The following is a 24,426-nucleotide window of genomic DNA, read 5'->3' as shown; positions in this document are numbered from 1 at the left end:
CCCCCCCCCCCCCCCCCCCCCCCCCCCCCCCCCCCCCCCCCCCCCCCCCCCCCCCCCCCCCCCCCCCCCCCCCGCCGTCCCCCCACCGCTGATCCCCGGACCGTCGAAAGGACCGATCCATGACCCTCGACCGCCGTGCGGCGCTCCGTTGCCTCGGACTCACGGTGGGTGCTGCCCTCGTGGCAGGTGCGTCGGCGTGCAGCACCACCTCCACGGACCCGCGTCCGTCACACCCGACGTCACCCGCGCAGGGCCAGTCCCCGCCGAGCCCCACACCGAGCCCTTCCCCGGAGGCGAGCACCGCACCGGCCGGTCCGCCCACCGAGGACCTGCCGGTCGCCGTGCACGACGCCGTCATCGGCGCACTCCTGCCCGGACCCGACGCTGTGGCATCACACGCCGGGCTCCTCGAGCACGACCTCGTGCTGTACGCGGCCCGCGACGGAGAACCGGTCGCCGTGCTCCCCGGGCGCAACTTCCTGCGGGGACCGACCGTCGTCGCCGCGGTGACCACGACCGGCGACTGGACGCTCGTCCTGACGCCCGCCCGGCAGATGCTGCCCTCGGCGGCGGGTGCGTCGGGGGCACCCGCGCAGACGGCGGCGTGGGCGCGGACCGACGAGCTGCCCGCGATGCAGCCAGCCACCGCCTCGGTCACGGTCCGCGTGGCGGAGCAGTCGATGACGATCACGACAGCGCAGGGATCGCACCGGCACGAGGTCGGAGTCGGACAGGACTCCACCCCGACGCCGACGGGTGTGAGCGGCTACCTCCAGGCCCGCTACGTGGACCCCGCGCAGGCGCTGGCGCCCGGGGCGATCCAGCTCACCTCGCTGCACGCGACCGCAGCCGACGAGCCGTACACCGGCACCGACGGCGGGCTCATCGCGATCCACGCCAACCCGGACCCCCGCGGCCGCGTGTCGCACGGGTGCATCCGGGTCCGACCGGATGCCGTCGCGCAGCTCGACGCACTGCCGCTGGGGACGCCGATCGTCGTCCTGCCCTGACGATCAGTCCTGGACCACCCCGCAGCGGAACGCCTCGATGACGATGTGCACGCGGTCACGGACCCCGAGCTTCCGCAGGATGCTCGCGACGTGGCTCTTCACGGTCGCCTCGGAGATGAAGAGGGACCGGGCCACCTCGGCGTTCGACGACCCGTCCGCCAGGGCCCGGACGACGTCGAGCTCCCGAGCACTGAGGGCGTCGAAGGGCGAGGCCGGAGCCTGCTGCGGGCGGGCCGTGAGCAACGCCGGCTTCACCGTCTCGACCAAGCGTCGGCACGCTCGAGGCGCCACGATCGCATCGCCCGCGGCCACCGTCCGGACCGCAGTGCAGAGCTCCGCGGCGGAGCTCTCCTTGAGCAGGTAGCCGCTCGCGCCGGCGGCGAGGGCGCCGAACACGTGCTCGTCGAGGTCGAACTGCGTGAGCACGAGGACCTTGACGGCCGGGAAGCGCTCCGTGATCCGCCTGGTGGTCTCGATGCCGTCGATCCCCGGCATCCGGACGTCCGTCACGACGACGTCTGGCCGGAGGACACCGACCCGTTCCAGGGCCTGGAGACCGTCCTGCGCCTCCCCCACGACGACGAGATCGTCCGCCGTCCCGATCACCATCGCGGTCCCGGTGCGGAGCAGGTGCTGGTCGTCGACGACGAGGACGCGGATCACCGTGCCACCGCCGTCGAACGACGCTGGGCGGTCGCGAGGTCGCCGCCGGCCGGAGGGACGACCGCCTCCACGCACCAGGTGCCGTCCTCATACCCGGGCCCGACTCGGAGGCTCCCCCCGAGCGTCGCCACGCGCTCGGCCATCCCACGCGTCCCGCGGCCGGACCCGCGCACGGTGGCGACCACACCGTCGTTCAGGACCCGCAGGGAGACCCCGCCGTCCTGGTCGTGGTGGACCTCGAGGTCGACCCGTGCCGGACGTGCGTGGCGCAGCACGTTCGTCAGGGCCTCCTGCACCACCCGGTACACCGTCGCTGCGACCCGCTCGTCCCGCGGCTCCCCCGAGATCGTCGCCCTCAACGGGACGCCGACCGCCCGGACGCGCGCGATCATGGCGTGGACATCGCCGTCGACCGGGTCGCTCTCGGCGAGTCGGACGAACCGTCGGACCTCGGTCATGCCGTCCCGTGCGACGCGCGCGACGTCGTCCAGGAGGCGCATCGCCTCGGCGGGCTCGGTCGTGACACGGCTGCGCGCGACCTCGCTGAGTCGACTGACGACGGCGAGCGAGTTGGAGCAGACGTCGTGGACCTCGAGGGCCAGCGCCGCTCGCTCCTCGGCGCGCTGGGTCGTCCTGCGCTCGATGCGCGACTGTGCGAGGAGCCGGAGCACCCGCCATCGGGCGGCCTGTGCACGGCGCACCGCCAATCCCGCGACGATGCCGAACGTGTAGACGATCAGGCACGTCCAGAACCCTCGTGTCGTCCGGCCGATGAGCTGTGTCGACGCCACGAGCACGGTGAGCGCCACACCGCCCGCGACGAGGGTGTGGCGCCAGGGACGCTCGCTGGCGATGGCGAACAGCCCCATCGCGACACCGAAGGGCTCGCTCCCGATGGACTTCCAGCGGTCGTACCAGTCCACTGCGAGCAGCGCGGGGAGCACGACCCACGGCACGAACCGACGGATCCCGACCAGGGCGACGGTCACGGCGGGGATCGCCAGGTGCCAACCGGTCCAGGTCTGGACGACCCGGTCCCCCTTGTCGACCGACCCGTCGTACGTGAGCGAGTACGTCCAGATGACGCACGCGAAGGCGACGGTCACGGCCAGGTCGACGAGGAGTCGGCGAGCGCGCGCGGAGCGGAAGTACGAAGACAGCGTCGTGTTCAGCACACTAGAACACTACATGTCACTCGGTTTCCGCACCAGCGCGAGCTCGACCGCACCCCGACCTTCACAACGCAACGTGGCGTCTTGCGAGGGGACTCCTACGCGGTCGCGGCAGCAGCCGCGCGAGCGGCCGCGGGGAGCGCGTCGAGCACGCGGCCGACGGCCTCGTCGTCGTGCGCCGCCGTGACGAACCACGCCTCGAACACGCTCGGCGGCAGGGTCACGCCCTGGTCGAGCATGCTGTGGAAGAACGGTGCGTAGCGGAAGGCCTCCTGCGCGCGGACGTCGTCGTAGTTCCGCGGTGCCTGCTCCACGAACGCGAACGAGAACAGGTTGCCGGCGTGCTGCACGGTGTGCGCGACCCCCTCGGCCGAGAGCGCGGCGCTCGTGGCGTCGGCGATCCTCGCCGCGGTGCGGTCCAGGTGCGCGTACACGTCGGGCGTCGCGGCCCGGAGCGTGGCGGTGCCGGCCGCGACCGCGAGCGGGTTCCCGGACAGCGTGCCCGCCTGGTAGACCGGCCCGAGCGGTGCGAGGAAGTCCATGACCTCCCGACGACCACCGAGCGCGGCGAGGGGCATGCCGCCGCCGATGACCTTGCCGAACGTGACGAGGTCGGGCTTCCACCCGGTGCCCTCCGGGACGGTGCCGTCGGCCTCGAGGCCCCACCAGCCGGCCGGGCCGACGCGGAAGCCGGTCAGGACCTCGTCGACGATGAGCAGCGCACCCTGCGCCCGCGTGATCTCCGCGAGCGCCCGGTTGAACCCGGGCTCCGGCGCGAGGACGCCCATGTTCGCGGCGGCGGACTCGACGATCACGGCGGCGATGCGCTCGGAGTGCTCGTCGAACGCGGCGCGGACGGCGTCGAGGTCGTTGTACGGCAGCACCAGGGTCTGCGCGGCGGTCTCGGCGGTGATGCCCGCACTGCCCGGGAGCGCGAGCGTCGCGACACCCGATCCGGCCTCGGCCAGCAGCGAGTCCGAGTGGCCGTGGTAGTGCCCGGCGAACTTCACGAGGAGGTCGCGGCCGGTGTACCCGCGGGCCAGGCGGATGGCGGTCATCGTCGCCTCGGTGCCGGTCGACACCATGCGGAGCTTCTCGATCGGCCCGTCGCCGTCGACCTGCACGCGCTGCTTCACGAGCTCGGCGAGCTCGGTCTCCCCCGGGGTCGACGCCCCGAAGGACAGGCCGCGGGATGCCGCCTGCTGCACGGCCTCGACCGTGCCGGCGTGCGCGTGCCCGAGGATCGCGGGGCCCCAGGACGCGACGAGGTCGACGTACTGCCGCCCCTCGGCGTCGGTGACGTAGGGGCCGTTCGCCGCGGTCAGGAACCGGGGCGTGCCGCCGACCGAGCCGTACGCGCGGACGGGCGAGTTCACCCCGCCGGGGATGCTGTCCTTCGCGCGGCCGAACAGCTCGTCGTTCGACACCGGAGCGGTGCCGGTGGAAGCGGTGGTGGTCATTCGGGGGCCTTCCCGGTCGAGGCGACGCCGGACACCGCCGCGGTGCTGCCGGACGTGCGCAGGCCGGCCTCCTGGTTGAGCTTCCGTGCGATGTCCACGGCGAAGTACGTCAGGATCGCGTCCGCACCGGCGCGCTTGATGCCGACGAGGGCCTCCATCGCGGCGGCGTCACGGTCGATCCACCCGTTCTGGGCGGCGGCCGTGATCATCGCGTACTCGCCGGAGATCTGGTACGCCCAGACGGGGACCTCGGAGACGTCGGCGGTGCGGGCGAGGACGTCGAGGTAGCTCATCGCAGGCTTCACCATGACGATGTCGGCGCCCTCCTCGATGTCGAGCAGGACCTCGCGCAGGCCCTGCCGGCCGTCGGCGGCGTCGATCTGGTACGTCCGTCGGTCGCCCTGCAGGGTCGAGGCGACGGCCTCGCGGAAGGGACCGTAGAACGCGGACGCGTACTTCGCCGAGTACGCGAGCAGCGCCGTGCCGCTGTGGCCGGCGGTGTCGAGCGCGTCGCGCGCGGCGGCGATCTGGCCGTCCATCATGCCGCTCATGCAGACGAGCTCCGCGCCCGCCTCGGCCTGGGCCACCGCCATGTCGCGGTACCGCAGGAGCGTCGCGTCGTTGTCGACCGAGCCGTCCGCGGCCAGCACGCCGCAGTGGCCGTGGTCGGTGAACTCGTCGAGGCACAGGTCGGACTGCACGACGAGTGCGTCACCGACCTCCTCCTTCGCCACGCGGATCGCGACGTTCAGGATGCCGTCGGGGTCGGTCGCACCGGAGCCCTCGGCGTCCTTCGACGTCGGCACGCCGAACAGGTTCACACCGCCGACGCCCTGCGCCGCGGCCTCGTTCAGCGCCCGGCGGAACGAATCGAGCGAGTGCTGCTGCACGCCCGGCATGCTCGAGATGTCGATCGCATCGGTGGCGCCCTCGCGGATGAACATCGGCAGCACGAGCTCGGCGGGGTGGATCCGCGTCTCGGCGACGAGTCGTCGCATGGCGGGGGTGGCCCGCAGTCGACGGGGGCGGACCTGGGGGAAGCGTCCGGTCACGATGACCTTCCTGTTCTGGGGTTCGGGTGGAGGGTCTCGACGACGGCGTCGAGCAGGGCTTCGGCGGACCGAGCGGCGGCGACCACGTGCACGGGGAGTCCCGCGGCACGGGCGGCGTCGGCGGTGGACGGTCCGATGCACGCGACGTGCGTGCTCGGGTCGAGCGGGGTCATCCGCGCTGCGACCTGTCGGGCGACGCTCCCGCTCGTCACGAGCACGGCGTCCGGTGGGGGGTCGAGGACGATCGGATCGAGGCCCGTCCCCACGGTACGGTACGCCACCACCTCCGACACGGCGATGCCGCGGGCGCGCAGTGCGTCGACCAGGGTGGTCGCGGCGATCTCGGATCGGGGGAACAGCACGGGTCCGGCGTCCGTCGGCAGGGCCGCGGCGAGCCCGGCGGCGGACTCCTCGTCCGGCACCAGGTCGACCGGCCACCCGGCCTGCCGGGCAGCACGCGCGGTCGCGTCGCCGACGCAGGCCACGCGGACGCCGGCCGGGAGGCGCGGCACGCGCCCGGCGACCACGCGCACGGCCGTCGCACTGGTCACGACGAGCCAGGGGGCTCCGGAGCCGACTCCCCCGGGACGCGTGCCGACCGCGGGTGGTGTGTCGTGCCTCCCGGCCGGGGCGTCGACGACGGACGGTCCCGACGCGCGGTCGACGGACGGGGCGAGCGCGGCATCTGCGAACCGGACGAGCGCCGCGTCGAGGTCCGCCGGGTCGGCGGGCGGAGCGTCCGTGATGAGCGGGACGACGACGGGCACGAGCCCGCGCTCCCGTGCCGCGGCGGCGACCGCGTCCCCCCACGCACCGCCGCGCGGGACGAGGACGACCGGGGGCCGTGCCTCGTCCGCGACGCGAGCGGTGTCGTCCGTGGTGACCGCCTAGGCCGTCGTCGTGGAGCTGTCGTCCGCCGGCTGCTCGGCGGCGGGGGTGGCGAGACCGGGCCCGGCGGAGTGGTCGCCCTCGGCAGGGGCACCGGTCACCGTCGACGCCAGGTCCGCCAGCTCGGCGGCACCGTTCTCGAGGAGCTCGGCGGCCACGCGACCGGCGACCTCGAGCGCCTCGTCGAGACGGTCCTGCGCGGACCCGTCGAGGTGTGCCGCGTGCGACGCCGTGCGGTACTCGGAACCGTCCGGGCGGTAGACCGTCGCGGACACGAGCAGCAGCTCGGCATCGACGACCGCCGTGGCACCGATCGGGGCGGAGCAGCCGGCCTCGAGCTTCGCGAGGACCTCGCGCTCGGCCGTCACCGTGAGGCGCGTCGGGGCGTGGTCGAGCTTGCGGAGCGCAGCGAGCAGGCCCTTGTCGGTCTCGTCCGCCCGGATCTCGACCGCGAGTGCTCCCTGGCCGGGAGCGCTCGGCCAGAAGCCGAGGTCGAGGAGCTCGGTCGCCGCGTCCAGCCGGTCGATCCGGCCGAGGCCGGCGGCGGCCAGCACCACGGCGTCGAGGTCGTCGTCAACGCGGCCGAGCCGGGTGTCGATGTTCCCGCGGATGTCGATGACGTCGAGGTCGGGACGCTTCGCCCTGAGCTGCGCGACGCGGCGGGGTGAGCCCGTGCCGACCTTCGCGCCCTCGGGCAGGGTCTCCACCGTTGCGCCGTTCCGGGCGACCAGGACGTCACGGGCGTCCGCGCGCTTCGGGACCGACGCGATCGTGAGCCCCTCGTACGGAGCGGTCGGCAGGTCCTTCAGCGAGTGGACGAGCACGTCGACCTCGCCCGCGACCAGGGCCTCGCGCAGGGCGCTGGCGAAGACGCCCGTGCCGCCGAGGCTCGCCAGCGAGGCGCGGTTCGTGTCGCCCTCGCTCGTCACCGTGACGAGCTCGACCGGACGCCCCGCCGCCCTGGCCAGACGGTCGGCGACGTCCTGCGACTGCGCGACCGCGAGTCGGCTGGCACGGGTGCCGAGCCGGATCGGGGCCGGGCCGTCGGAAGGCGTCGCGCTGTCGGCGTCCGTCACGGGGCGACCCCGGCCGCGGCCGGCTTGAACCCGGCGCGCACGTTCTCGCAGCAGCCCGGACGGCACACGTCGTACCAGGGGCCGATGTCGGTCAGGTGCGGACGCTCGGTCGTCGGCGTGCCGTTGACGCGCTCGAGCACCAGGTCGACGAGGCCGGCGACGTACGCCGGGTCCACGCCGGGCGTCTGCGTGCGGAGCGACCAGAAGCCGAGCTCACCCGCGGTCTCGGTGGCCTCTTCGTCGAGGTCCCACATGACCTCCATGTGGTCGCTCACGAAGCCGAGCGGGACGATGAGCACCGCGCGGGTCTGGCCGCCCTTCAGCTCCTCGTTCATGTAGTCGTTGATGTCGGGCTCGAGCCACGGCTGCGTCGGGGGGCCCGACCGCGACTGGTAGACGAGCTTCCACGCGGGCTTCGACGTGCCCTGCAGGTGCGCGAACTCCGGCTGCTCGAGCAGCTCGTTCCAGGCCTGCTCGAGGACGACCTCGCCGACGGCGAGGTGCTGGGCCTCGTACGCGCCGTGCTCGTCGAAGCCCCGGTAGTCGGGGCCCGACTTCGCCGCGTCGGTGGACGGGATCGAGTGCGTCGAGAAGAGGATGTGCAGCTCGGTCGCGACGTCGAGGCCCTCGTTCTCGCGGATCGCGCGGGCCATGCCGTCGCGCACGCCGTCGACGAACGGGCGCACGAAGCCCGGGTGGTCGAAGAACTGGCGGACCTTGTCGACCTGGATCGTGTCGATCAGGCCGGTCTCGGTGAGCACGCGGGCGTAGTCCTCGCGGTACTGGCGGCAGCTCGAGAACGACGAGTAGGCGCTCGTCGCGATGGCGATGAGCTTGGTGTAGCCCTTGTCGGCGGCCTCGGTGAAGGCCTCCTCGAGGTAGGGCGCCCAGTTCCGGTTGCCCCAGAGCACGGGCATGTCGATGCCGCGCTTCGCGAGTTCGCCCTCGAGCGCCGCCTTGAGCGCGCGGTTCTGCGCGTTGATCGGACTCACGCCGCCGAAGTGGCGGTAGTGGTGCGCCACCTCCTCCAGACGCTCGTCCGGGATCCCGCGGCCGCGGGTGACGTTGCGGAGGAAGGGGATGACGTCGTCCTGGCCCTCGGGGCCGCCGAAGCCGGCGAGCAGGATCGCGTCGTACGCGGTCGGGACCTCGACGTGCTCGGGGCCGTCCGCCGCGGCGGGGGTCGCGGCGAGGACCTTCCCGTTGGTGATCTGGCTGGTGTCGGTCACGACAGCACCTCCGGCAGTTCGGCGGTCGTCACCCGACGACCGGTGAAGAAGGGGACCTCCTCGCGCACGTGCAGGCGCGCCTCGGTGTAGCGCAGGTCGCGCATGAGGTCGACGAGGTCGACCAGCTCGGGGCTCTCGAGCGGCAGGATCCACTCGTAGTCGCTGAGGGCGAAGGTCGCGATCGTGTTGGTGAGCACGCGGCGGTACTTCGCGCCGGCGATGCCGTGGTCGCGGAGCATCTTCGAGCGCTCCTCCTCCGGCAGCAGGTACCACTCGAAGGACCGGACGAACGGGTACACCGTGATCCAGGCCTCGGGGTCCTTGCCGCGCAGGAACGCCGGGGTGTGGCGCTTGTTGAACTCGGCCTCGCGGTGCATGGCCATCGCGTGCCAGACCGGCTCGGCGTCCTGGAACAACGCCGTGCGACGGAGGTCGCGGAGCGCGGCCTGGATCGCCTGTGCGTCGTCGCCGTGCAGCCAGATCATGACGTCGGCGTCGGCCCGGAAGCCGGAGACGTCGTAGAAACCGCGGATCGTCACGCCCTGGTCGGCGGCGCGGGCGACCGCGGCGTCGAGCTCGGCGACGGCGTCGTCACCGACGCGGTGGATCGGCCCGAGCGGACGCCGGAACACGGCCCACAGCGCGTACGCCGTGAGGAGGTTCGGGTCGATCCCGCTCGCCGGGTCGGTCTCGTGCGCCGGGCTGCCGCCGTGCGCGGCGGCGTTGTCGGGGACGTTCTCGTGCGTGGCTGCGTGCACGTCGGAGCTCATGGTTCCTCGTCTTGTCGGTTGCCTGGGTCGTGGCTGCGCGCCGCGTCCGGGAGACCACCGATCAGAGGCGGTCTACCGCCGTCGGAGCACCGCTACGACGATACTCCCGACCACCGCCACACCGGCTGCGAGGCCGGCCAGGTACGGCACCGGCTTCTCGTCGATCCCCTGCTTGACCCTGGACGCCGCGATGCCGAGCTGCTTCGGGACGTTGAGCTTGTCCTCGATGGCGTCGAGGGTCTCGAACAGCTGCGTGCGGGTCGCCGCGACGCGGTTCGCCAGGTCGTCGTGCTGATCGGTCACAGGGGTCCTCCGGTGGGGGTGTCGGTCGTCCCGCTCAGGAGCGGGTGATCCGGTCGTGCTGGCCGGGCTTGTTGCCCATGCCCTTCACGGCGTTGATGTCGTCCTTGACGCTGTCGATCGTGCGCTTCGGGGTGAGGGGCAGGCCCTTCTTGAAGCGCTTCCAGCCGACGAAGCCGAGGATGCCGGCCACGATGAGCATGACGACGGCGAGCAGCAGGGCTGCGAGCCACGCCGGCATCACGGTCGCGAGGCCCATCACGGCAGCGGTCAGCAGCACGCCGATCGCGTACAGCACGATGACGAGCGCGCCGATGAGGAGCCCGGCGGCGAGGCCGAACACCTTCGCCTTGGCGATCATCTCGGCCTTCAGCAGGTCGATCTCGCCCTTGACGAGGTTCTTGACCAGCTTCGGGATGTCCCCGACCAGACCGAACAACGATCGCGACTTGCGGTCGCGGGTGTCGGTCATGAGGTGGTCGAGTCCTTCTTCTGGCTGACCTTGCGGACGACCTTCTTGGTCTGCTCACCGACGAACTCGGCGACGTCCGGGCCCTTGTCCTGGATGAACTCCTCGGCCTGGTGCACGCCCTTCTGGACGTTGCCGTTGTTCCAGATCTTGCCGCTGACGGTCTTGATCTGCTCGTACCGCGCCCGTCCGGCTCGCGATCCCAGGACGTACCCGAGTGCGGCGCCGGCGACGAACAGGAGCTTGCCTCGCATGTGCGATCCTCCGTTGTTGAGGGTGTGCGGTGGTCATGCGCCGAACGGAATACGTCCGGCGTTGGTCCACAGTAGCCCTCGGGCGCTCCTCGGTCCGCTCAGGATCCCAGGATGCGTGCAGCGGACGCCCGGGCCGCGGCGACGATGCCCGCCAGACCGCGGCCGGAGGAGGTCTCGCCGATGCCGACCACCCCCTCGGCCAAGCCGGCTGCGGTCAGGTCCGGCCCGTACCAGCGGACGCGGGCGGCGCCCTGCACACGGTCCGCGGTCACGGGGAGGCCCAGGAGCGCGGTCGCGTCCCGGACGGCGCGGGCGCCGACGGTGTCCTCCGGATCGACCGGGAGGCTCGTCCCCACCCCGTCGTCACCGGTCACCGGATCGTCGGGTGCGGTCGCGTAGCTGAGCCGCAGGACGTGGCGGCCCGCGGCCGCCTCGGCCAGCCAGGGCCACTTCACCGTCGCGTGCGTCAGGGCCTTCGCCCTGACCCCGGCGGCCTCCGGGTGCACGAGCATCCCGGTCCCGCGCGGCCCGGCGTCGAGCTCGGGCTGGTCGACGACCAGGGTGACGAGCTCGATGCCGGTGCGGTCGGCCGCCGCGGTCCGGCCCGGGTCGGCCGTCGACGCGAGGACGTGCTGTGCGGGCAGGCGCTCGCGGGTGCCGTCCGCTGCCACGGTCTCGACGGCGAAGCGCTCGACCGCGGTGGCGCGGGTGCCCGTCCGGACGTCGACGCGGTGGGTCTCGAGGTCGGCCACGAGCTCGTCCACGAGCCGGGCGATGCCACCGCGGATGCCCTGCACCGCCGAGCCCGCGGCGGACCGGGAGCGCAGGGCGAGCACGGCGCGGGCGAGGGAGCCCTCACGCTGCAGGGCCGCACGGAGCCCCGGGGCCACGCGGTCGGGGTCGAGCTGGTCGGGGTGCGTGGAGTACACGCCGCCCGCGACCGGGACGACCAGGTCGTCGAGCACGCGCTCCCCCATGCGCTTCCGCACGAGGGCACCGAGCGACTGTGCCCGGGCACCGACGGGCGAGGGCAGCAGCGAGTCCATCTGTGCGCGGAGGCCACCGCCCTGGCCGACCACCGCGAGGACGTCGGCGGCCATCGGGCTGCCCGGGATCCCGAGGAAGCCGGTCTGCGGGATCGGGGCCGTCCGGCCGTCGCGGGTCATCAGCCACGCACCGCGGGGGTCGGGCGACACGACGTCGTTCCCGAGGCCGAGCTCGATCGCGAGCCGCTCGACGGCGTCGGTGCGGGTCGCGAAGGACTCCGCGCCCATGTCGAGGTCGAGCCCGGCGACGGTGTGCCGGCGGATCATCCCGCCCAGGCGCTCCCCGGCCTCGACGAGCACGACGTGCGCGCCGCCCTCGGCCAGGTCACGGGCGGCGACCAGGCCGGCGACCCCACCGCCGACCACGACGACGTCGGTCACGCCGCGGCTCCGGTCCCGTCGCCCCGGCCGTCGCCCAGCCCGTGGACCAGTTCGACCACGCGGGTGAGCACGGTCGGGTCGGTCTCCGGCGGGACACCGTGGCCCAGGTTGACCACGTGCGCACGGGCAGCGCCGCCACGGCGGACGACGTCGCGCACGTGGGCCTCGAGCACCTCCCACGGGGCGGCGAGCATCGCGGGGTCGATGTTGCCCTGCACGGTGACGCCGGTGCCGACGCGACGGACGGCATCGTCCAGCGGGACACGCCAGTCGACGCCCACGGCGTCGACCGCGACGGCGTCCGACGGGTCGCCGAGCGTCGTCATCTCGTGCAGGACCTCGCCGCTGCCGACGCCGAAGTGGATGCGCGGGACACCGAGGTCCGCCACGTGCGACAGCGCCGTCGCCGAGTGCGGGGCCACCGAGGCGACGTAGTCCCGGCGGGAGAGCGAGCCGACCCACGAGTCGAAGAGCTGCGCGGCCGAGGCACCGGCCGTCACCTGCGCACGGAGGAAGGCGCCCGAGACGCCGGCGGCCCAGTCGAGCAGCCGTGCCCAGGTCTCCGGGTCGCTGTGCATGAGCGTGCGCGCGCGGATGTGGTCCTTCGAGGGGCCGCCCTCGACCAGGTAGGCGGCGAGCGTGAACGGCGCGCCCGCGAAGCCGATGAGCGGGGTGTCCCCGAGCTCGGCGACGGTGCGCTGCACGGCCTCGGTGATCGGCGCGAGGGCTGCCGGGTCGAGCGGGGCGAGCGCGTCCACGTCGGCCGCCGTGCGGATCGGGGACCCGAGCACCGGGCCACGACCGGGGACGATCTCGACGTCCACGCCCGCGAGCTTGATCGGCACGACGATGTCGCTGAAGAAGATGCCGGCGTCGACCCCGTGCCGACGGACCGGCTGCAGGGTGATCTCGGACGCCAGCGCCGGGTCGAGGCAGGCGTCGAGCATCGCGGTGCCGACCCGCAGCTCCCGGTACTCCGGCAGCGACCGGCCGGCCTGCCGCATGAACCACACGGGCAGCGTCTCCGGACGGTCCCCGCGGAGCGCCCGGACGAGCGGCGACCCCGAGGTCCTGCCGGTCACGAGCGGGTGGCTGTCGGGCAGGGCGGCGGGTGCGGCGGAGGTCACCCACCGATTGTCCCATCCGCGGCCGGGCACGACCCGCCCCGGACACGGGCGCCACCGCACAGTCTGCTGTGCACGCGGAGGGCGAACAGCCGGTGGCCCGAGCGCGAGTTACGATGGAAGACGTGCTCATCTGTCTCACGGCGTCGCACCGCAACGCCAGCTTCGACCTCCTGGAGCGACTGAGCATCGGCGCACCGACCGCCGCGAGCCGTCTGGTGACGGACTCCGACGTGCTCGACGGAGCCGTCGTCCTCGCCACCTGCAACCGCTTCGAGGCCTACCTCGACATCGCGGGCGACGATCGTGACTCCGCCGTGTCGGCCACCGTCGACGCCGTCGCCACCGCCAGCGACCTCGTTCCCGCCGAGGTCCTCGACTCCGTCAGCGTGCTCGGCGGCGGGGACGTCGTGCAGCACCTGTTCGCCGTGTCCAGCGGACTCGAGTCCGTCGTCGTCGGCGAGACCGAGATCTCCGGCCAGGTCCGCCGGGCACTCGAGGACGCCCGCGCCAACGGCACCACGACGTCCGACCTCGAGCGCCTGTTCCAGGAGGCAGCGCACACCTCCCGCGGCGTCAAGACCCGCACCCGCATCGGTGCCGCCGGCCGGTCGCTCGTCCGTCTCGGGCTCGAGCTCGCCTCGTCGCGGATCACCGACTGGGCCCGGACCCGCGTGCTGCTCGTCGGCACCGGCAGCTACGCGGCCACCACCATCGCCGCGCTGCGCGACCGCGGTGCCGCGAACATCCAGGTCTTCTCGCCGTCCGGCCGCGCGCCCTGGTTCGCCGCGAAGCACGACCTGGTCGCCGCGACCGACCTGCGCCAGGCGATCGGCACGAGCGACGTCGTCATCACCTGCACCTCGAGCGAGGTCCCGGTCGTCGAACCGGCCGACCTCGCCGACGGCCAGCGCCGCATCGTCATCGACCTCGGGCTGCCCCGCAACGTCGACCCCGACGCGGCCCACGTCGAGGGCGTCGAGCTGCTCGACCTCGAGACGATCAGCATCCACGCGCCGATCGCCGAGCTGAACGCCGAGTCCGAGGCGCGTCAGATGGTCGACGACGCCGTGTCGCGCTTCCGTGCGCAGGCGCTCGAGCAGTCGACCACGCCGGCGCTCGTGGCCTTCCGCAAGCACGTCTTCGACATCCTCGACGACGAGATCGACCGCGCGAAGCGTCGCGACGGCGACCCGGAGTCCGTCGAGCAGACCGAACGGGCCCTCCGGCACCTGGTCGGGGTCCTGCTGCACCGCCCCTCGGTGCGCGCGCGCGAGCTCGGTCGCGCCGGTCGCGGCGAGGAGTTCGTCGGGGCGCTCGACGCCCTGTTCGGCGTGCACCCGGAGCCCGAGGCGGAGCTGCCGTCGCCGATCGTGCCGCTCGCGGAGCGCACCGCGCCCGAGTGCCCCGTCTCGACGGACCGCACCGGCGAGGCGGACGCGAGCTGAGCCTCCCGGCAGTCCCCCGCACGTTGCGCGTCAGCGCGCTGCTGCTGGTCCGTGACCGGCAGGTCCTGATGGTGCGCGCCCGCGGACGCGACGTGCTCTACCTGCCCGGCGGCAAGGCGGAGCCGCACGAGACCGACGTCGAAGCCGCGATCCGCGAGGCGCGCGAGGAGACCGGGCTGCACCTGACCGAGGCGGACCTCGAGCCGTTCGGCACGGTGACCGAGGCCGCGCACGGCCAGGGCGAAGGGACGATGGTCGCCATGGCCCTGTTCCGGGTCCGGCCGGGAGGCACCGCCGATGGCGCCTCGCCCGTCGCCTCCGCAGAGGTGGACGAGGTGGAGTGGGTCACCTCGTCGGACGCGGACCGGTGCCCGCCGGCGGGCGTCGAGACGCTCCGCCGGCTGGTCGCCGCCGATCTGGTCGACTGAGGTCCTGACGCCTGAGGATCCGGTCAGCTCCGACCGGTGCCCCTCGGCGCCTCACTCGTCCTTGTCGACGTAGTGCCCGGCCTCGCCGTCCGGCGTGGGCTCGGCCTCGCCGGGGATGTCCGACTCGACGTACTCACCCTCGTCCGCGCCGCCCGCGCCCTGGGGCCGCGTCTCGCCGGGGATGTCGCTGGAGACGAACTCTCCCGCGGGCTCGTGCGACTCGACGTGCTGCTCGCCCGGGATCTCGCTGTCGGTGAAGGCGCCGGCGCGGGTGTCGACGCCGTCCGCCCGACCGTCCTCGCCGCGTGCCTGCTCGTGCTTGCCTGCCATGTTCCGACCTCCGTCGCTCGTGTTCCTGGCTGTGACGCGAGTGTGCCCGTGACGACTGGACGCTCACCGAGTCCCGTGGGTGGGGGCCGGTGTTGCGTCGAGGCATGCACCGCAGCACCCGCACACCCATCGTCCTCGCGAGCACCGGGGTGGTACTCGCCCTCGCGCTCACCGGCTGTTCGTCGGGCGGTACGGACACGGCGCCGACGGCCACCGAGACCGTGACCGCGTCGGCCGGGGGCTCGTCACCCTCCACCGCGACGTCGGCTCCGTCCTCGTCGTCGGCGGCGTCGTCGTCGTCGGGCGGCTCGGCGGGTGGCGGGTCCGGCGGCGACGGTGGCCGGTGCACCACCGGATCGCTGTCGGGCAGCGTCGAGTCCGGCAGCGGTGGGGCCGCCGGCAGCACGTACGTGCACCTCGCGCTCCGCAACACCGGCTCCACGACCTGCACGCTGCAGGGGTGGCCCGGGGTCTCCTTCGTCGGCGGCGGCTCGGGTGAGCAGATCGGCGCCCCGGCCACCCGTGACGAGGCATCGGCGCACCCGACCGTGACGCTGGCGCCCGGCGCGGTGGCCGTCGCACCGCTGAGGATCACCCAGGCGGAGAACTACCCGACGGCGACGTGCGACCCGGTGTCCGCGGACGGGTTCCGCGTGTACCCGCCCGGGTCGACCGAGTCACTGTTCGTGCGGGACTCCGGCATCACGGCGTGCCGGTCGACCGACGCGGGGCTGCTCAGCGTGCAGGGCCTGGTGCCGGAGGGGCAGGCGGCCGACTGAGCCGTCGCGCCCGCCGGCGCCCGTCGCGCCCGCCGGCGCCCGTCTGCGCCCGCCCGTCCGTGCTCGTCCGTGCTGGTCAGCGGCGGGCGGGGGTGTGCACGGCCTCGAGCACCTCGGTGCCCATCGTGCGCAGGGCCTCGACGACCGCGAGCCGCCGCTGCAGTGTCGCGTCGTCGAAGGTCACCGTGACCGCGTAGCTCACCGACGAGCCGGGTCCCCGGAGGATGCCGGCCTCGGCGCGGACGCCGGTCGACGAGCCGGTCACGACCACGGCCTGCAACCCGTGGTCCAGCGCACGGTGCGCCAGGGGGTCGAGGCCGAACGAGCCCGCCACGAGCGTGGTGTCGCTCGCCAGGCTCAGCCAGCCGAGCACCCGGTTCGACACCGCCTCGTCGACGACCTCGCCGAGGGCCAGGCCGCGCATCAGCCAGGCGAGCTCGCCTGCCGGCGCCACGGAGGCGTCGGGGGCGTCGTCGGGACCGCGCCGGTCCCGCACGCGGTCGATGAGTGCCGTGCGGTCGATGCCGAGCGCCTCGGCCCGCTGCCGCACCGCGTCGATGCCGACGGTCGACAGCAGTGCGTTCATCGCCCACGCGTCCGCCGTCGCCCCGACCAGGGTCGCCAGGTCCGGCACCTGCATCGTCGGTTCCTGCAGGAACTGCCACAGCCCGGCACCGGTGGCGGTGTCCCGTGCCATCCGCTGGAGCCGGTCGCCGTGCAGCCGGCCGTCCTCGAGCTGCGCGGCGACCTCGATGAGCAGGAGCACGCGACCGAGGCTCGCGACTGGCTGCACCAGGGTGTCGTCGACGGCGAGCAGGGCCTTGCCGGTCGACGTGTCGATGATCGACGCGCTGACGGCGGCACCGTCACGGGCGATCGAACCGAGGGCGTCGACCGTCGCGCCGAACCGCTCGTCGGCCCCGCCACGGTGCCGTCCGCGCGCACGAGCGCCGTTCCCGCCGCCGACCTGGTGTCGGCGGCGGGGACGGCGGGAGGCACCGGTGTCGGCGCCCGGCGTCTCGCCCGGCGCAGCGCTGGGTGTCCCGCTGTGGTCAGCGCTCGGCTCGGACGACGGAGCCGCGTCCGGCTCGGTCATCACCAGATCGCGACGCGCTCGGCCGGGTCGAGGTACATCGTGTCCGACTCGGTGACGCCGAAGGCCTCGTAGAAGCCGTCGATGTTCCGCACGATCTGGTTGCAGCGGAACTCGTTCGGCGAGTGCGGGTCGATGCTCAGCAGACGCGCTGCCTCCTCCGGACGGATCGCCATCCGCCAGGCCTGTGCCCAGCTGAGGAAGAAGCGCTCGGCGCCGGACAGTCCGTCCACGACCGGGGGCTCCTGGCCGTCGAGGGACAGCAGGTACGCCTTCCACGCGATCGACAGCCCGCCGAGGTCACCGATGTTCTCGCCGATGGTCAGCGCGCCGTTGACGTGGCCGTCCGGCACCTCGGTCGGTACGAGCGCGTCGTACTGGGCGATGAGGGCCTTCGTGCGCTCCTCGAACGCCGTGCGGTCGGCCTCGGTCCACCAGTTCTGCAGTCGGCCGTCCCCGTCGTACTGCGAGCCCTGGTCGTCGAAGCCGTGTCCGATCTCGTGCCCGATGACGGCACCGATCGCGCCGTAGTTCGCGGCGGCGTCGCGCGACGCCTCGAAGAACGGGAACTGCAGGATCGCCGCCGGGAAGACGATCTCGTTGAACCCCGGGTTGTAGTACGCGTTGATCGTCTGCGGGGTCATGAACCACTCGTCGCGGTCGATCGGCTTCCCGATCTTGCCCAGCTCGCGGTCGACCGCGAAGCTCGCGACGGCCCGGACGTTGCCGATCAGGTCGTCGGGGCTGACCGACAGGGCCGAGTAGTCGCGCCACGTCACCGGGTAGCCGATCTTCGGCGTGAACTTGTCGAGCTTGTCGAGGGCACGGGCGCGGGTCTCGTCGGTCATCCAGTCGAGCGCGGTGATGCTCTGCCGGTACGCCTCGACCAGGTTGGCGACGAGGTCGTCCATCTCGGCCTTGGACGTCTCGTCGAAGTGCTCCTGCACGTAGATGCGACCGACGGCCTCGCCCATCGCGCCCTCGACCAGCGAGACGCCGCGCTTCCAGCGCTCGCGCTGCTTCGGCGCACCGGTGAGCGCCGTGCCGTAGAACGAGAAGTTCGTGGCGGACATCGCGCTCGTCAGGTACGCCGCGGAGCCGCGGATGACCTGCCAGCGCAGCCAGTCCTTCCACGCGTCGAGCGGCTGGGAGCGGAGGAGCTCGGCCAGGCCGGTGATGAACGACGGCTCGCGTACGACCACGGTGTCGAAGGCGCCGGCCGGGGCGCCGATCGCCTGCCACCACAGGTGCAGGTCGGCGCCGTTCGCGAGCGCGGCGACCTCGTCCCAGGTCATCTTGTTGTAGGTCTTCTGGCTGTCGCGGGTCGTCACGTTGTCCCAGTGCGCCGCGGCGAGCGCCGTCTCCAGCGCGATGACGGCCTCGGTGCTCCGTCCGGCGTCGGCGAAGCCCGCGAGCGGGAACATCGACGCGACGAACTCGCGGTACTTCGACCGGATGTCGGCGAAGCGCTCCTCGCGGTAGTACGACTCGTCGGGCAGGCCCAGGCCGGACTGCTCGAGGAAGACGACGTACGACTCCGGGTCACCCGGGTCGTTGTCGACGAAGAGCTGGACGAAGCCGGGCAGGCCCAGGCGCTCGAAGCGTCCGACCATCGCGATGACGTCGTCGGTGGTCTCGACGGCGTCGATCTCGCCGAGCAGCGGGTCGATCGGTCCGGTGCCGAGGGCCTCGAGCCGCTCCTCGTCGGTGAAGGACGTGTACAGGTCACCGACCTTGCGCTCCTCGGTGCCGGGTGCGGCCTGCTGGGAGCGCTCGACGATCTCGCGCACGGCGACCTCGGCGTCCTCGGCGAGCACGGTGAACGAGCCGTACCGCGCCTTGTCGTCGGGGATCGGCGTCTGCGCGATCCACGTCCCGTTCACGTGCCGGTAGAGGTCGTCCTGCGGGCGGACGGCCGGGTCGAGCTCGTCGGTGTGGATCCCTGAGGTGCGTGCGACGTCGGTCATGCGCTCCACGATAGCCACCGGGTCCGCGTCGGGACGGAGCCAGCAGTGTCACGTCAGGACGCGCGTGCCGGCTCCTGCGAGCCCCAGGACCCACGCGTACGTTCTGCTCGGTGGGATCCCCGACACCGAACGCACCGTCGCGCGACGACGAGCAGCAGCCGCACGACCCGTACGCGAAGCGCCCGGGCTACGTCACCGGGGTCGACGGCCGCACCGACACCTGGACGACCGCGTCGGTCGCCGGCATCGTCACGGGCATCGTGGTGCTGTTCGTGTCGGGGTTGCTCCAGGCTCCGAGCCCGATCGCGTACGGAGCTGCGGTCGTGATCGGTGCCGTCGTCTGGTTCGGTGTGCGTGCACGTCGCCGAGCCGCTGATCGTCGCGACGGCCGGTCTCCCGACGCGGTGGCGCAGGCCCGCTCCCGGGCGGTCGCCGACGCGAACGGCGGACGACGCTTCCTCGTCGCGCAGAACCCCGTCGTCGTCATCGTGATGGGTGGCGTCTTCCTCACGGTCGCGGTCGTGCAGCTCGTCGCGAGGGGGCTGTCCGCCGGCGCGGTCGCCGTGGCGGTCCTCCTCGCCGCCTCCGCTGTGTTCTTCGTGGTGCAGGGCATCGGGACCCTCGTCGTCCGGCGTCGCGAGGGGTCGCGGGGCGGGGACACCGGCGGGCACTAGCACCAGCGGGACCCGCGAGCCCGCACCGTGAGCCGCGCAGCCGCTACGGTGCTGCCATGGGACTCGGCTGGAAGCTGCACGGTGACGGCGCGACCGTCTCCTCCTCGACCATCGTGGCGCCGGACGAGCGCCTCTCCTGGGGTCGCACCATCGGGCTCGGCGTCCAGCACGTCGTCGCGATGTTCGGTGCCACCTTCCTCGTGCCGCTCATCACGGGCTTCCCGCCCTCGACGACCCTGCTCTTCAGCGGCGTCGGCACGATCCTCTTCCTGCTGATCACCGGCAACCGGCTGCCGAGCTACCTCGGCTCGTCGTTCGCCTTCCTCGCCCCGATCGGCGCCGCGACGAAGATCGGCGGCATCCCGCTCGCGCTGTCCGGGATCATCGTGGTCGGCGTGCTGCTCGCACTGGTCGGCGCGATCGTGCACCTCGCCGGGGCCGGGTGGATCGACCGCCTCATGCCCCCGGTGGTGTCGGGAGCGATCGTCGCCCTGATCGGCTTCAACCTCGCGCCGGCCGCCCGCGACAACTTCGCGAAGGCCCCGGTCGTCGCGCTGATCACCCTCGCGGCGATCATCCTGGTCACGGTGCTGTTCAAGGGACTGCTCGGTCGCCTGTCCATCGTCATCGGCGTCCTCGTCGGCTACGTCGCCGCCCTGCTCTCCGGCCAGGTCGACCTGTCGACGGTCAGCGCGGCCCCGTGGATCGGCCTGCCGACCTTCACCGCCCCGGCCTTCGACCCGGGCCAGCTCGCGATCTACCTCGGCTTCGTGCCGGTCGTGCTCGCCCTGGTCGCCGAGAACGTCGGTCACGTCAAGGGCGTCGGACAGCTGACCGGCCGTGACCTCACCCCGCTGACGGGTCGCGCGCTCTTCGCCGACGGCGTCTCGACCGTGCTCGCCGGTGCCGGCGGCGGTTCCGCCACCACGACCTACGGCGAGAACATCGGCGTGATGGCCGCGACCCGCGTCTTCTCGACGGCCGCGTACTGGGTCGCCGCGATCGTCGCGATCCTGCTGGGGCTGTCGCCGAAGGTCGGCATGGTCATCTCCTCGGTGCCGGCCGGGGTGCTCGGCGGTGCGACCACCGCCCTGTACGGACTGATCGGCGTCATCGGCATCCGCATCTGGGTCGAGAACCGCGTCGACTTCGCCAAGCCGAAGAACCAGCTGACCGCCGGCATCGCGCTGATCATGGGCATCGCCGACTTCACGTTCTCGTTCGGCGGCGCGACCTTCGGCGGCATCATCGTCGGCACGGTCGCCGCGATCGTCGTCTACCACCTGATGGACCTGGTCGGACGGGCCCGCGGGACGGACCCGGCGACGCCCCGCGCGTCGGACGAGGCGCGCGCCGCCACCGGGGCGATCCCGGCAGAGCCGCGCGCCGACTGACGCCGGGACCACCGGACGGGAGGCCCGTGGCGACCCCGCCACGGGCCTCCCGTCCGTTCCGTCCGCGGTCCGGTCGTGCGCGCACCCGCCCTGTCGGCCAGCGTCAGCGGAGACCGACCACGCCGACGGTGAGCTGGACCACCGCCAGGACGGCGAGCACCGCGACCAGTCCGACGGAGCCCCACCGGGCGATGCCCGCGCGCATCGCAGCGAGGGGACGGCGAGCGCGACGACCGGCCGCGAGCACGAGGACCACGGGCAGCACCGTCGTCGACGCGGCGACCACGACGAAGGCCGCGCCGGCGAGCAGTGCCTCGCCGGGGTCGGGCTCGGCGTCCCCGAACGCGAGCCCCGCGGTCAGGGCGAGCACGACCGCCTTCGGGTTGCAGAACAGCAGCATCCCGAGCCCGAAGCCGTGCACCGGACCGACCCGCTCGACCACGTCCGCCCAGCGGGTGCTCGACGGGGAGCCGTCCGGCAGCCGGCGGACCGTCCACTGCCAGACCGCGAGCGCGGCGAGCACCACCCCGGCGACCACGGCGACGATCGCCTGGACGGACGAGCCACCGGCCGTCTGCACGGGGAGCCGCTCCCCCACCGCGACCGCCAGGACGAGCGCCGCGGCGACGGCCATGGTCCACCCGGCGGTGCAGGCGACGGCGGGGGCGGAGCCGCGACGGTGCCCGAGCAGGACGACCACGGACGCGACGGGCAGCGGGCTCAGGGCGATGCCGACGGCGCCGGGCGCGAGCGCGAGGAGGTCCACGCGCGCAGCGTACCGACGGCGGGACGGACCGGTGCTGCTCCGACTCCGGCAGGATGGTCCGGTGCCACGACCGACCTCGCCCGCCGTGACGACCGAGCGTCGGTCGGTCGACCGGGACATCGTCCGGCTCGCGCTGCCGGCCCTCGGCGCGCTCGTCGTCGAGCCGCTCTTCCTGCTGACCGACACGGCGCTCGTCGGACACCTCGGGGCGACGGCGCTGGCTGCCGTGGGCCTGGCGAGCGTCGTGCTGCAGACGGTGACCGGACTGCTCGTCTTCCTGGCGTACTCGACGACCCCCGCGGTGGCCCGGGCGCTGGGCGGCGGCGACCGTCGCGGAGCGGTGCACGCCGGCATCGACGGGATGTGGCTCGCGCTCGGGCTCGGTGTCGTGCTCGCACTCGTCGGCTGGCCGCTCGCCGGACCGCTCGTCGAGCTGTTCGGCGCCGCGGCGGAGGTCTCGACCGCGGCGACCGCGTACCTGACGGTGTCGCTGATCGGGCTCCCCGGGATCCTGGTCGTGACGGCCTCGACCGGACTGTTGCGGGGCCTGCAGGACACGCGGACACCCCTCGTCGTGGCGACGATCGGCTTCGTGGCGAACGGGCTGCTCAACGCCGTGCTCATCTACGGCGCCGGCTGGGGCGTCGAGGGGTCCGCCGCCGGCACCGTGATCGTGCAGTGGGCGATGGCCGCCGTGTACGTCGTGATCGCCGTGCGTGCGGCCCGGGCATCGGGTGCACCGCTGCGACCGGGCGCGTCCGGCGTCGTGCGGGCGCTCCGGTCCGGGGCGTGGCTGTTCCTGCGCACCGCGTCGTTGCGCGTGGCGATGCTCGCGACCGTGGCGACCGCCTCGGGCCTGGGCACGACCGGCCTGGCGACCACCCAGGTCGGTCTCACGGTGTTCTCGACCCTGGCCTTCGCACTCGATGCCCTGGCGATCGCCGGGCAGGCGCTCGTCGGCCACGGGCTCGGCGCGCGCGATCCCGACCGGGTGCGGCTGGTCACGAGCCGGCTCGTGCTGCTCGGCATCGTCGGCGGGGCACTGCTCGGGGTGCTGACCCTCGCGGTGAGCGGACTGCTCGGACCGGTCTTCTCCGACTCCGCCTCGGTGCGCTCGGCCCTGCCGCTCGTGCTCGTCCTCATCGCCGTCGGGATGCCCGTCGCCGGCTACGTGTTCGTGCTCGACGGCGTGCTCATCGGTGCCGGGGACGCGCGCTACCTCCCCGTCGCCGGGCTCGTGAACCTGGTCGTGTACCTGCCGCTGCTCTGGTGGGTCGGCGGGACGCTCGCCGGGCTCTGGGCGGCCTTCGCGCTCGGTTACATCGGCGTCCGGGCGGTGACCCTCGGGGTGCGGGCGCACCGTCGGGGCTGGGTCGAACAGGCGCTGGCGCGGTGAGCGGGCACACGGGCGGGCGCGCGGACGGGCACGGGCGCGTCGCGTCGTCGGCGCTGCTCGCCACCGTCGGCATCGGCGTGCAGGGGCTCGCGAAGCTGCTCGTCACCGTCGTCGTCGGCCGGGTGTTCGGCACCGAGACCCTCGGGCAGACCACCGCCCTGCTCTCCCTGTCGGTCTTCACCGCGCTGCTCTGGCCGAACGCCGCGGGGAACACCGCGTCGAGGGTGCTGGCGATCGCACTGCGCGGCCGTCGCTCGGACGCCGCGGTGAACCGGCTGCTCGGGGCCTCGATGGCGGTGTCGAGCGCCGTGCTCGCCGCCGTGACCGTGCCGGTCGCGCTCGCCTGGGGAGCGAGCCCGGGCATGGTCGTCGGCGGGGTCGGGGTCGTGGTCGGGTACGGCCTGTACTGCTACGCCCGCGGAGCGCAACTCGGGTACGACCGGGCGCCACGCGTCGCACTGTGGGACACGGTCACGAGCCTGCTCGCCCTCGGATTGCTCGTCGCAGCGTGCGTCGCCCGGCTCGAGCCCCTCGTACTGCTGCCGCTGGCGGTCGGGTACACCGTGTTCGCCGTCGCCTGCTGGCCGCGAGGGAACCGTGCTCTCGGCGCACCGGAACCGACCGCAGGGGTGCTCGCCTTCGCGGCCTGGAACGTGCTCGCGGTCGTGACCTCGAACGGGCTGCTGCAGCTGACGATGATCTCGGCGCAGGTCTCCGTCTCGGCGCACGAGGCCGGTGTCTACGCGGCGGCGTTCACGCTGGCGACCCCGGCGTCGATGGTCGGCCAGGCGCTGGGCCAGGTCCTCGTGCCGGCGTTCGCCCACCGCTCGGACGGCGGGTCGCTGCGCGCACGCGGGGTGCTCCTGCTCGTCGGCGGCTTCACCGGCGGGACCGCCGTGGTGTTCGGGCTCGTGGCGTGGCTCGCCGGGTGGTTCCTGCCGCTCGTCTACCCCGCCGAGGGGGCCGAGGCCGTGTCGGACCTGCGGTACCTGATGGTCGGCGTGTGGGTGTTCACGGTCGGGCTCGTGCCCGCGGCGCTGCTGCTCGCGTCCGGGCGGTCGCGGCAGGTGGCGCTGGCGTCGGTCGCCGGGTTCGTCGTCGGGGTGGTGCTCATGGCGGTGCTCGCTCCGACGTGGGGCGTGGCCGGGGGCAGCACGGGGTTCCTGGTCGGGAGCGCGGTGAACCTCGTCGCCGTGGTGGTGCTCGGGCTGCGCGGACCGCGGGCGGGAGGAGTGCGATAGATTGTTATGAAAGACG

25 protein-coding genes are annotated in these 24,426 nt (G+C 73.4%); 8 read left to right on the top strand and 17 right to left on the bottom strand.

Annotated features, from left to right (window positions below; translation table 11 throughout):
* Positions 1-119 precede the first annotated feature (119 nt).
* Positions 120-1,010 (top strand): L,D-transpeptidase, encoded by an 891-nt coding sequence (locus tag PIJ49_RS04345; RefSeq protein WP_271825936.1) that lies wholly within the window; start codon positions 120-122, stop codon positions 1,008-1,010.
* 3 nt (positions 1,011-1,013) lie between these two features.
* Here PIJ49_RS04345 and PIJ49_RS04340 read toward each other — a convergent pair whose 3' ends face one another.
* The 13 genes from PIJ49_RS04340 to hemE all read right to left on the bottom strand — a co-directional run bounded on the left by PIJ49_RS04340 (position 1,014) and on the right by hemE (position 12,897).
* A complete protein-coding gene (locus PIJ49_RS04340; protein WP_209684654.1) occupies positions 1,014-1,673 on the bottom strand; it encodes a response regulator in 660 nt (219 codons plus the stop codon).
* Entirely contained in the window at positions 1,670-2,848 is a 1,179-nt protein-coding gene (locus tag PIJ49_RS04335; RefSeq protein WP_271825935.1) for a sensor histidine kinase, read from the bottom strand. The genes PIJ49_RS04340 and PIJ49_RS04335 overlap by 4 nt, the downstream gene beginning before the upstream one ends.
* A gap of 95 nt (positions 2,849-2,943) precedes the next feature.
* Complete coding sequence (gene hemL / locus PIJ49_RS04330; protein ID WP_066651335.1) at positions 2,944-4,305, bottom strand: glutamate-1-semialdehyde 2,1-aminomutase; 1,362 nt, start codon at positions 4,303-4,305, stop codon at positions 2,944-2,946.
* A complete protein-coding gene (gene hemB, locus PIJ49_RS04325; RefSeq protein ID WP_271825934.1) occupies positions 4,302-5,357 on the bottom strand; it encodes a porphobilinogen synthase in 1,056 nt (351 codons plus the stop codon). The genes hemL and hemB overlap by 4 nt, the downstream gene beginning before the upstream one ends.
* Positions 5,354-6,124, bottom strand: a complete 771-nt coding sequence (locus PIJ49_RS04320) for a uroporphyrinogen-III synthase (RefSeq protein ID WP_209684658.1) — start codon at positions 6,122-6,124, stop codon at positions 5,354-5,356. Before PIJ49_RS04320 ends, hemB begins: the two co-directional genes overlap by 4 nt.
* Positions 6,125-6,244: 120 nt before the next feature.
* Complete coding sequence (hemC, locus tag PIJ49_RS04315) at positions 6,245-7,321, bottom strand: hydroxymethylbilane synthase (protein ID WP_209684660.1); 1,077 nt, start codon at positions 7,319-7,321, stop codon at positions 6,245-6,247.
* Positions 7,318-8,550, bottom strand: coding sequence for a ferrochelatase (locus tag PIJ49_RS04310; protein WP_066651329.1), 1,233 nt, complete (start codon positions 8,548-8,550; stop codon positions 7,318-7,320). Before PIJ49_RS04310 ends, hemC begins: the two co-directional genes overlap by 4 nt.
* Complete coding sequence (gene hemQ, locus PIJ49_RS04305) at positions 8,547-9,320, bottom strand: hydrogen peroxide-dependent heme synthase (RefSeq protein ID WP_066651327.1); 774 nt, start codon at positions 9,318-9,320, stop codon at positions 8,547-8,549. The genes PIJ49_RS04310 and hemQ overlap by 4 nt, the downstream gene beginning before the upstream one ends.
* A 72-nt stretch (positions 9,321-9,392) precedes the next feature.
* Complete coding sequence (locus tag PIJ49_RS04300; protein WP_066651325.1) at positions 9,393-9,623, bottom strand: DUF3618 domain-containing protein; 231 nt, start codon at positions 9,621-9,623, stop codon at positions 9,393-9,395.
* Between the two features lie 34 nt (positions 9,624-9,657).
* Positions 9,658-10,092 carry a phage holin family protein gene (locus PIJ49_RS04295; RefSeq protein WP_066651323.1) on the bottom strand — a complete coding sequence of 145 codons (435 nt, stop codon included), beginning with the start codon at positions 10,090-10,092 and terminating at the stop codon, positions 9,658-9,660.
* Entirely contained in the window at positions 10,089-10,343 is a 255-nt protein-coding gene (locus tag PIJ49_RS04290) for a hypothetical protein (RefSeq protein WP_066651317.1), read from the bottom strand. The genes PIJ49_RS04295 and PIJ49_RS04290 overlap by 4 nt, the downstream gene beginning before the upstream one ends.
* A gap of 98 nt (positions 10,344-10,441) precedes the next feature.
* Positions 10,442-11,770, bottom strand: coding sequence for a protoporphyrinogen/coproporphyrinogen oxidase (locus tag PIJ49_RS04285; RefSeq protein ID WP_271825933.1), 1,329 nt, complete (start codon positions 11,768-11,770; stop codon positions 10,442-10,444).
* On the bottom strand, positions 11,767-12,897 hold the full coding sequence (hemE, locus tag PIJ49_RS04280) for a uroporphyrinogen decarboxylase (RefSeq protein ID WP_271825932.1): 1,131 nt from the start codon (positions 12,895-12,897) through the stop codon (positions 11,767-11,769). The genes PIJ49_RS04285 and hemE overlap by 4 nt, the downstream gene beginning before the upstream one ends.
* A gap of 122 nt (positions 12,898-13,019) precedes the next feature.
* Here hemE and PIJ49_RS04275 point away from each other — a divergent pair, with 122 nt between their 5' ends.
* Positions 13,020-14,342 (top strand): glutamyl-tRNA reductase, encoded by a 1,323-nt coding sequence (locus PIJ49_RS04275; protein WP_066657578.1) that lies wholly within the window; start codon positions 13,020-13,022, stop codon positions 14,340-14,342.
* A 23-nt stretch (positions 14,343-14,365) separates the two neighbouring features.
* Positions 14,366-14,770: an NUDIX hydrolase gene (locus tag PIJ49_RS04270; protein WP_251154346.1), complete on the top strand. Its 405-nt coding sequence runs from the start codon at positions 14,366-14,368 to the stop codon at positions 14,768-14,770.
* Between the two features lie 51 nt (positions 14,771-14,821).
* Here the strand turns inward: PIJ49_RS04270 and PIJ49_RS04265 are convergent, their stop codons facing one another.
* Entirely contained in the window at positions 14,822-15,100 is a 279-nt protein-coding gene (locus tag PIJ49_RS04265) for a hypothetical protein (RefSeq protein ID WP_209684668.1), read from the bottom strand.
* Positions 15,101-15,204: 104 nt separating this feature from the next.
* Here PIJ49_RS04265 and PIJ49_RS04260 point away from each other — a divergent pair, with 104 nt between their 5' ends.
* Positions 15,205-15,879, top strand: coding sequence for a DUF4232 domain-containing protein (locus tag PIJ49_RS04260; RefSeq protein WP_251154347.1), 675 nt, complete (start codon positions 15,205-15,207; stop codon positions 15,877-15,879).
* Positions 15,880-15,955: 76 nt separating this feature from the next.
* Here PIJ49_RS04260 and PIJ49_RS04255 read toward each other — a convergent pair whose 3' ends face one another.
* Together PIJ49_RS04255 and PIJ49_RS04250 are read right to left on the bottom strand one after the other, a co-directional pair.
* Positions 15,956-16,975 (bottom strand): serine hydrolase, encoded by a 1,020-nt coding sequence (locus PIJ49_RS04255; RefSeq protein WP_081984526.1) that lies wholly within the window; start codon positions 16,973-16,975, stop codon positions 15,956-15,958.
* A complete protein-coding gene (locus PIJ49_RS04250; protein ID WP_066651308.1) occupies positions 16,975-18,939 on the bottom strand; it encodes a M13 family metallopeptidase in 1,965 nt (654 codons plus the stop codon). The genes PIJ49_RS04255 and PIJ49_RS04250 overlap by 1 nt, the downstream gene beginning before the upstream one ends.
* 110 nt (positions 18,940-19,049) lie before the next feature.
* Between PIJ49_RS04250 and PIJ49_RS04245 the strand changes: the two genes are divergently transcribed.
* Both PIJ49_RS04245 and PIJ49_RS04240 read left to right on the top strand, forming a co-directional pair.
* Positions 19,050-19,613: a hypothetical protein gene (locus PIJ49_RS04245; protein WP_251160061.1), complete on the top strand. Its 564-nt coding sequence runs from the start codon at positions 19,050-19,052 to the stop codon at positions 19,611-19,613.
* Positions 19,614-19,669: 56 nt separating this feature from the next.
* Positions 19,670-21,007: a uracil-xanthine permease family protein gene (locus PIJ49_RS04240; protein ID WP_066651306.1), complete on the top strand. Its 1,338-nt coding sequence runs from the start codon at positions 19,670-19,672 to the stop codon at positions 21,005-21,007.
* Between the two features lie 103 nt (positions 21,008-21,110).
* Here PIJ49_RS04240 and PIJ49_RS04235 read toward each other — a convergent pair whose 3' ends face one another.
* Positions 21,111-21,773: a GAP family protein gene (locus tag PIJ49_RS04235; RefSeq protein ID WP_271825931.1), complete on the bottom strand. Its 663-nt coding sequence runs from the start codon at positions 21,771-21,773 to the stop codon at positions 21,111-21,113.
* An 85-nt stretch (positions 21,774-21,858) separates the two neighbouring features.
* Between PIJ49_RS04235 and PIJ49_RS04230 the strand changes: the two genes are divergently transcribed.
* Positions 21,859-23,169: an MATE family efflux transporter gene (locus PIJ49_RS04230; protein ID WP_271825937.1), complete on the top strand. Its 1,311-nt coding sequence runs from the start codon at positions 21,859-21,861 to the stop codon at positions 23,167-23,169.
* Positions 23,166-24,410 (top strand): lipopolysaccharide biosynthesis protein, encoded by a 1,245-nt coding sequence (locus PIJ49_RS04225; protein ID WP_271825930.1) that lies wholly within the window; start codon positions 23,166-23,168, stop codon positions 24,408-24,410. The genes PIJ49_RS04230 and PIJ49_RS04225 overlap by 4 nt, the downstream gene beginning before the upstream one ends.
* Positions 24,411-24,426 lie beyond the last annotated feature (16 nt).

Source organism: Curtobacterium uvaldense, from assembly GCF_028307415.1.
GTDB lineage: Bacteria > Actinomycetota > Actinomycetes > Actinomycetales > Microbacteriaceae > Curtobacterium.
This window is presented reverse-complemented; position numbering and strand designations above follow the sequence as displayed.

Excerpts from the sequence above, each read along its gene's own strand:
- PIJ49_RS04345 (WP_271825936.1), top strand. The coding sequence starts at position 120 with ATGACCCTCGACCGCCGTGCGGCGCTCCGTTGCCTCGGACTCACGGTG.
- hemL (WP_066651335.1), bottom strand. The coding sequence starts at position 4,305 with ATGACCACCACCGCTTCCACCGGCACCGCTCCGGTGTCGAACGACGAG.
- hemQ (WP_066651327.1), bottom strand. The coding sequence starts at position 9,320 with ATGAGCTCCGACGTGCACGCAGCCACGCACGAGAACGTCCCCGACAAC.
- PIJ49_RS04295 (WP_066651323.1), bottom strand. The coding sequence starts at position 10,092 with ATGACCGACACCCGCGACCGCAAGTCGCGATCGTTGTTCGGTCTGGTC.
- PIJ49_RS04290 (WP_066651317.1), bottom strand. The coding sequence starts at position 10,343 with ATGCGAGGCAAGCTCCTGTTCGTCGCCGGCGCCGCACTCGGGTACGTC.
- PIJ49_RS04265 (WP_209684668.1), bottom strand. The coding sequence starts at position 15,100 with ATGGCAGGCAAGCACGAGCAGGCACGCGGCGAGGACGGTCGGGCGGAC.
- PIJ49_RS04260 (WP_251154347.1), top strand. The coding sequence starts at position 15,205 with ATGCACCGCAGCACCCGCACACCCATCGTCCTCGCGAGCACCGGGGTG.
- PIJ49_RS04255 (WP_081984526.1), bottom strand. The coding sequence starts at position 16,975 with ATGACCGAGCCGGACGCGGCTCCGTCGTCCGAGCCGAGCGCTGACCAC.
- PIJ49_RS04250 (WP_066651308.1), bottom strand. The coding sequence starts at position 18,939 with ATGACCGACGTCGCACGCACCTCAGGGATCCACACCGACGAGCTCGAC.
- PIJ49_RS04240 (WP_066651306.1), top strand. The coding sequence starts at position 19,670 with ATGGGACTCGGCTGGAAGCTGCACGGTGACGGCGCGACCGTCTCCTCC.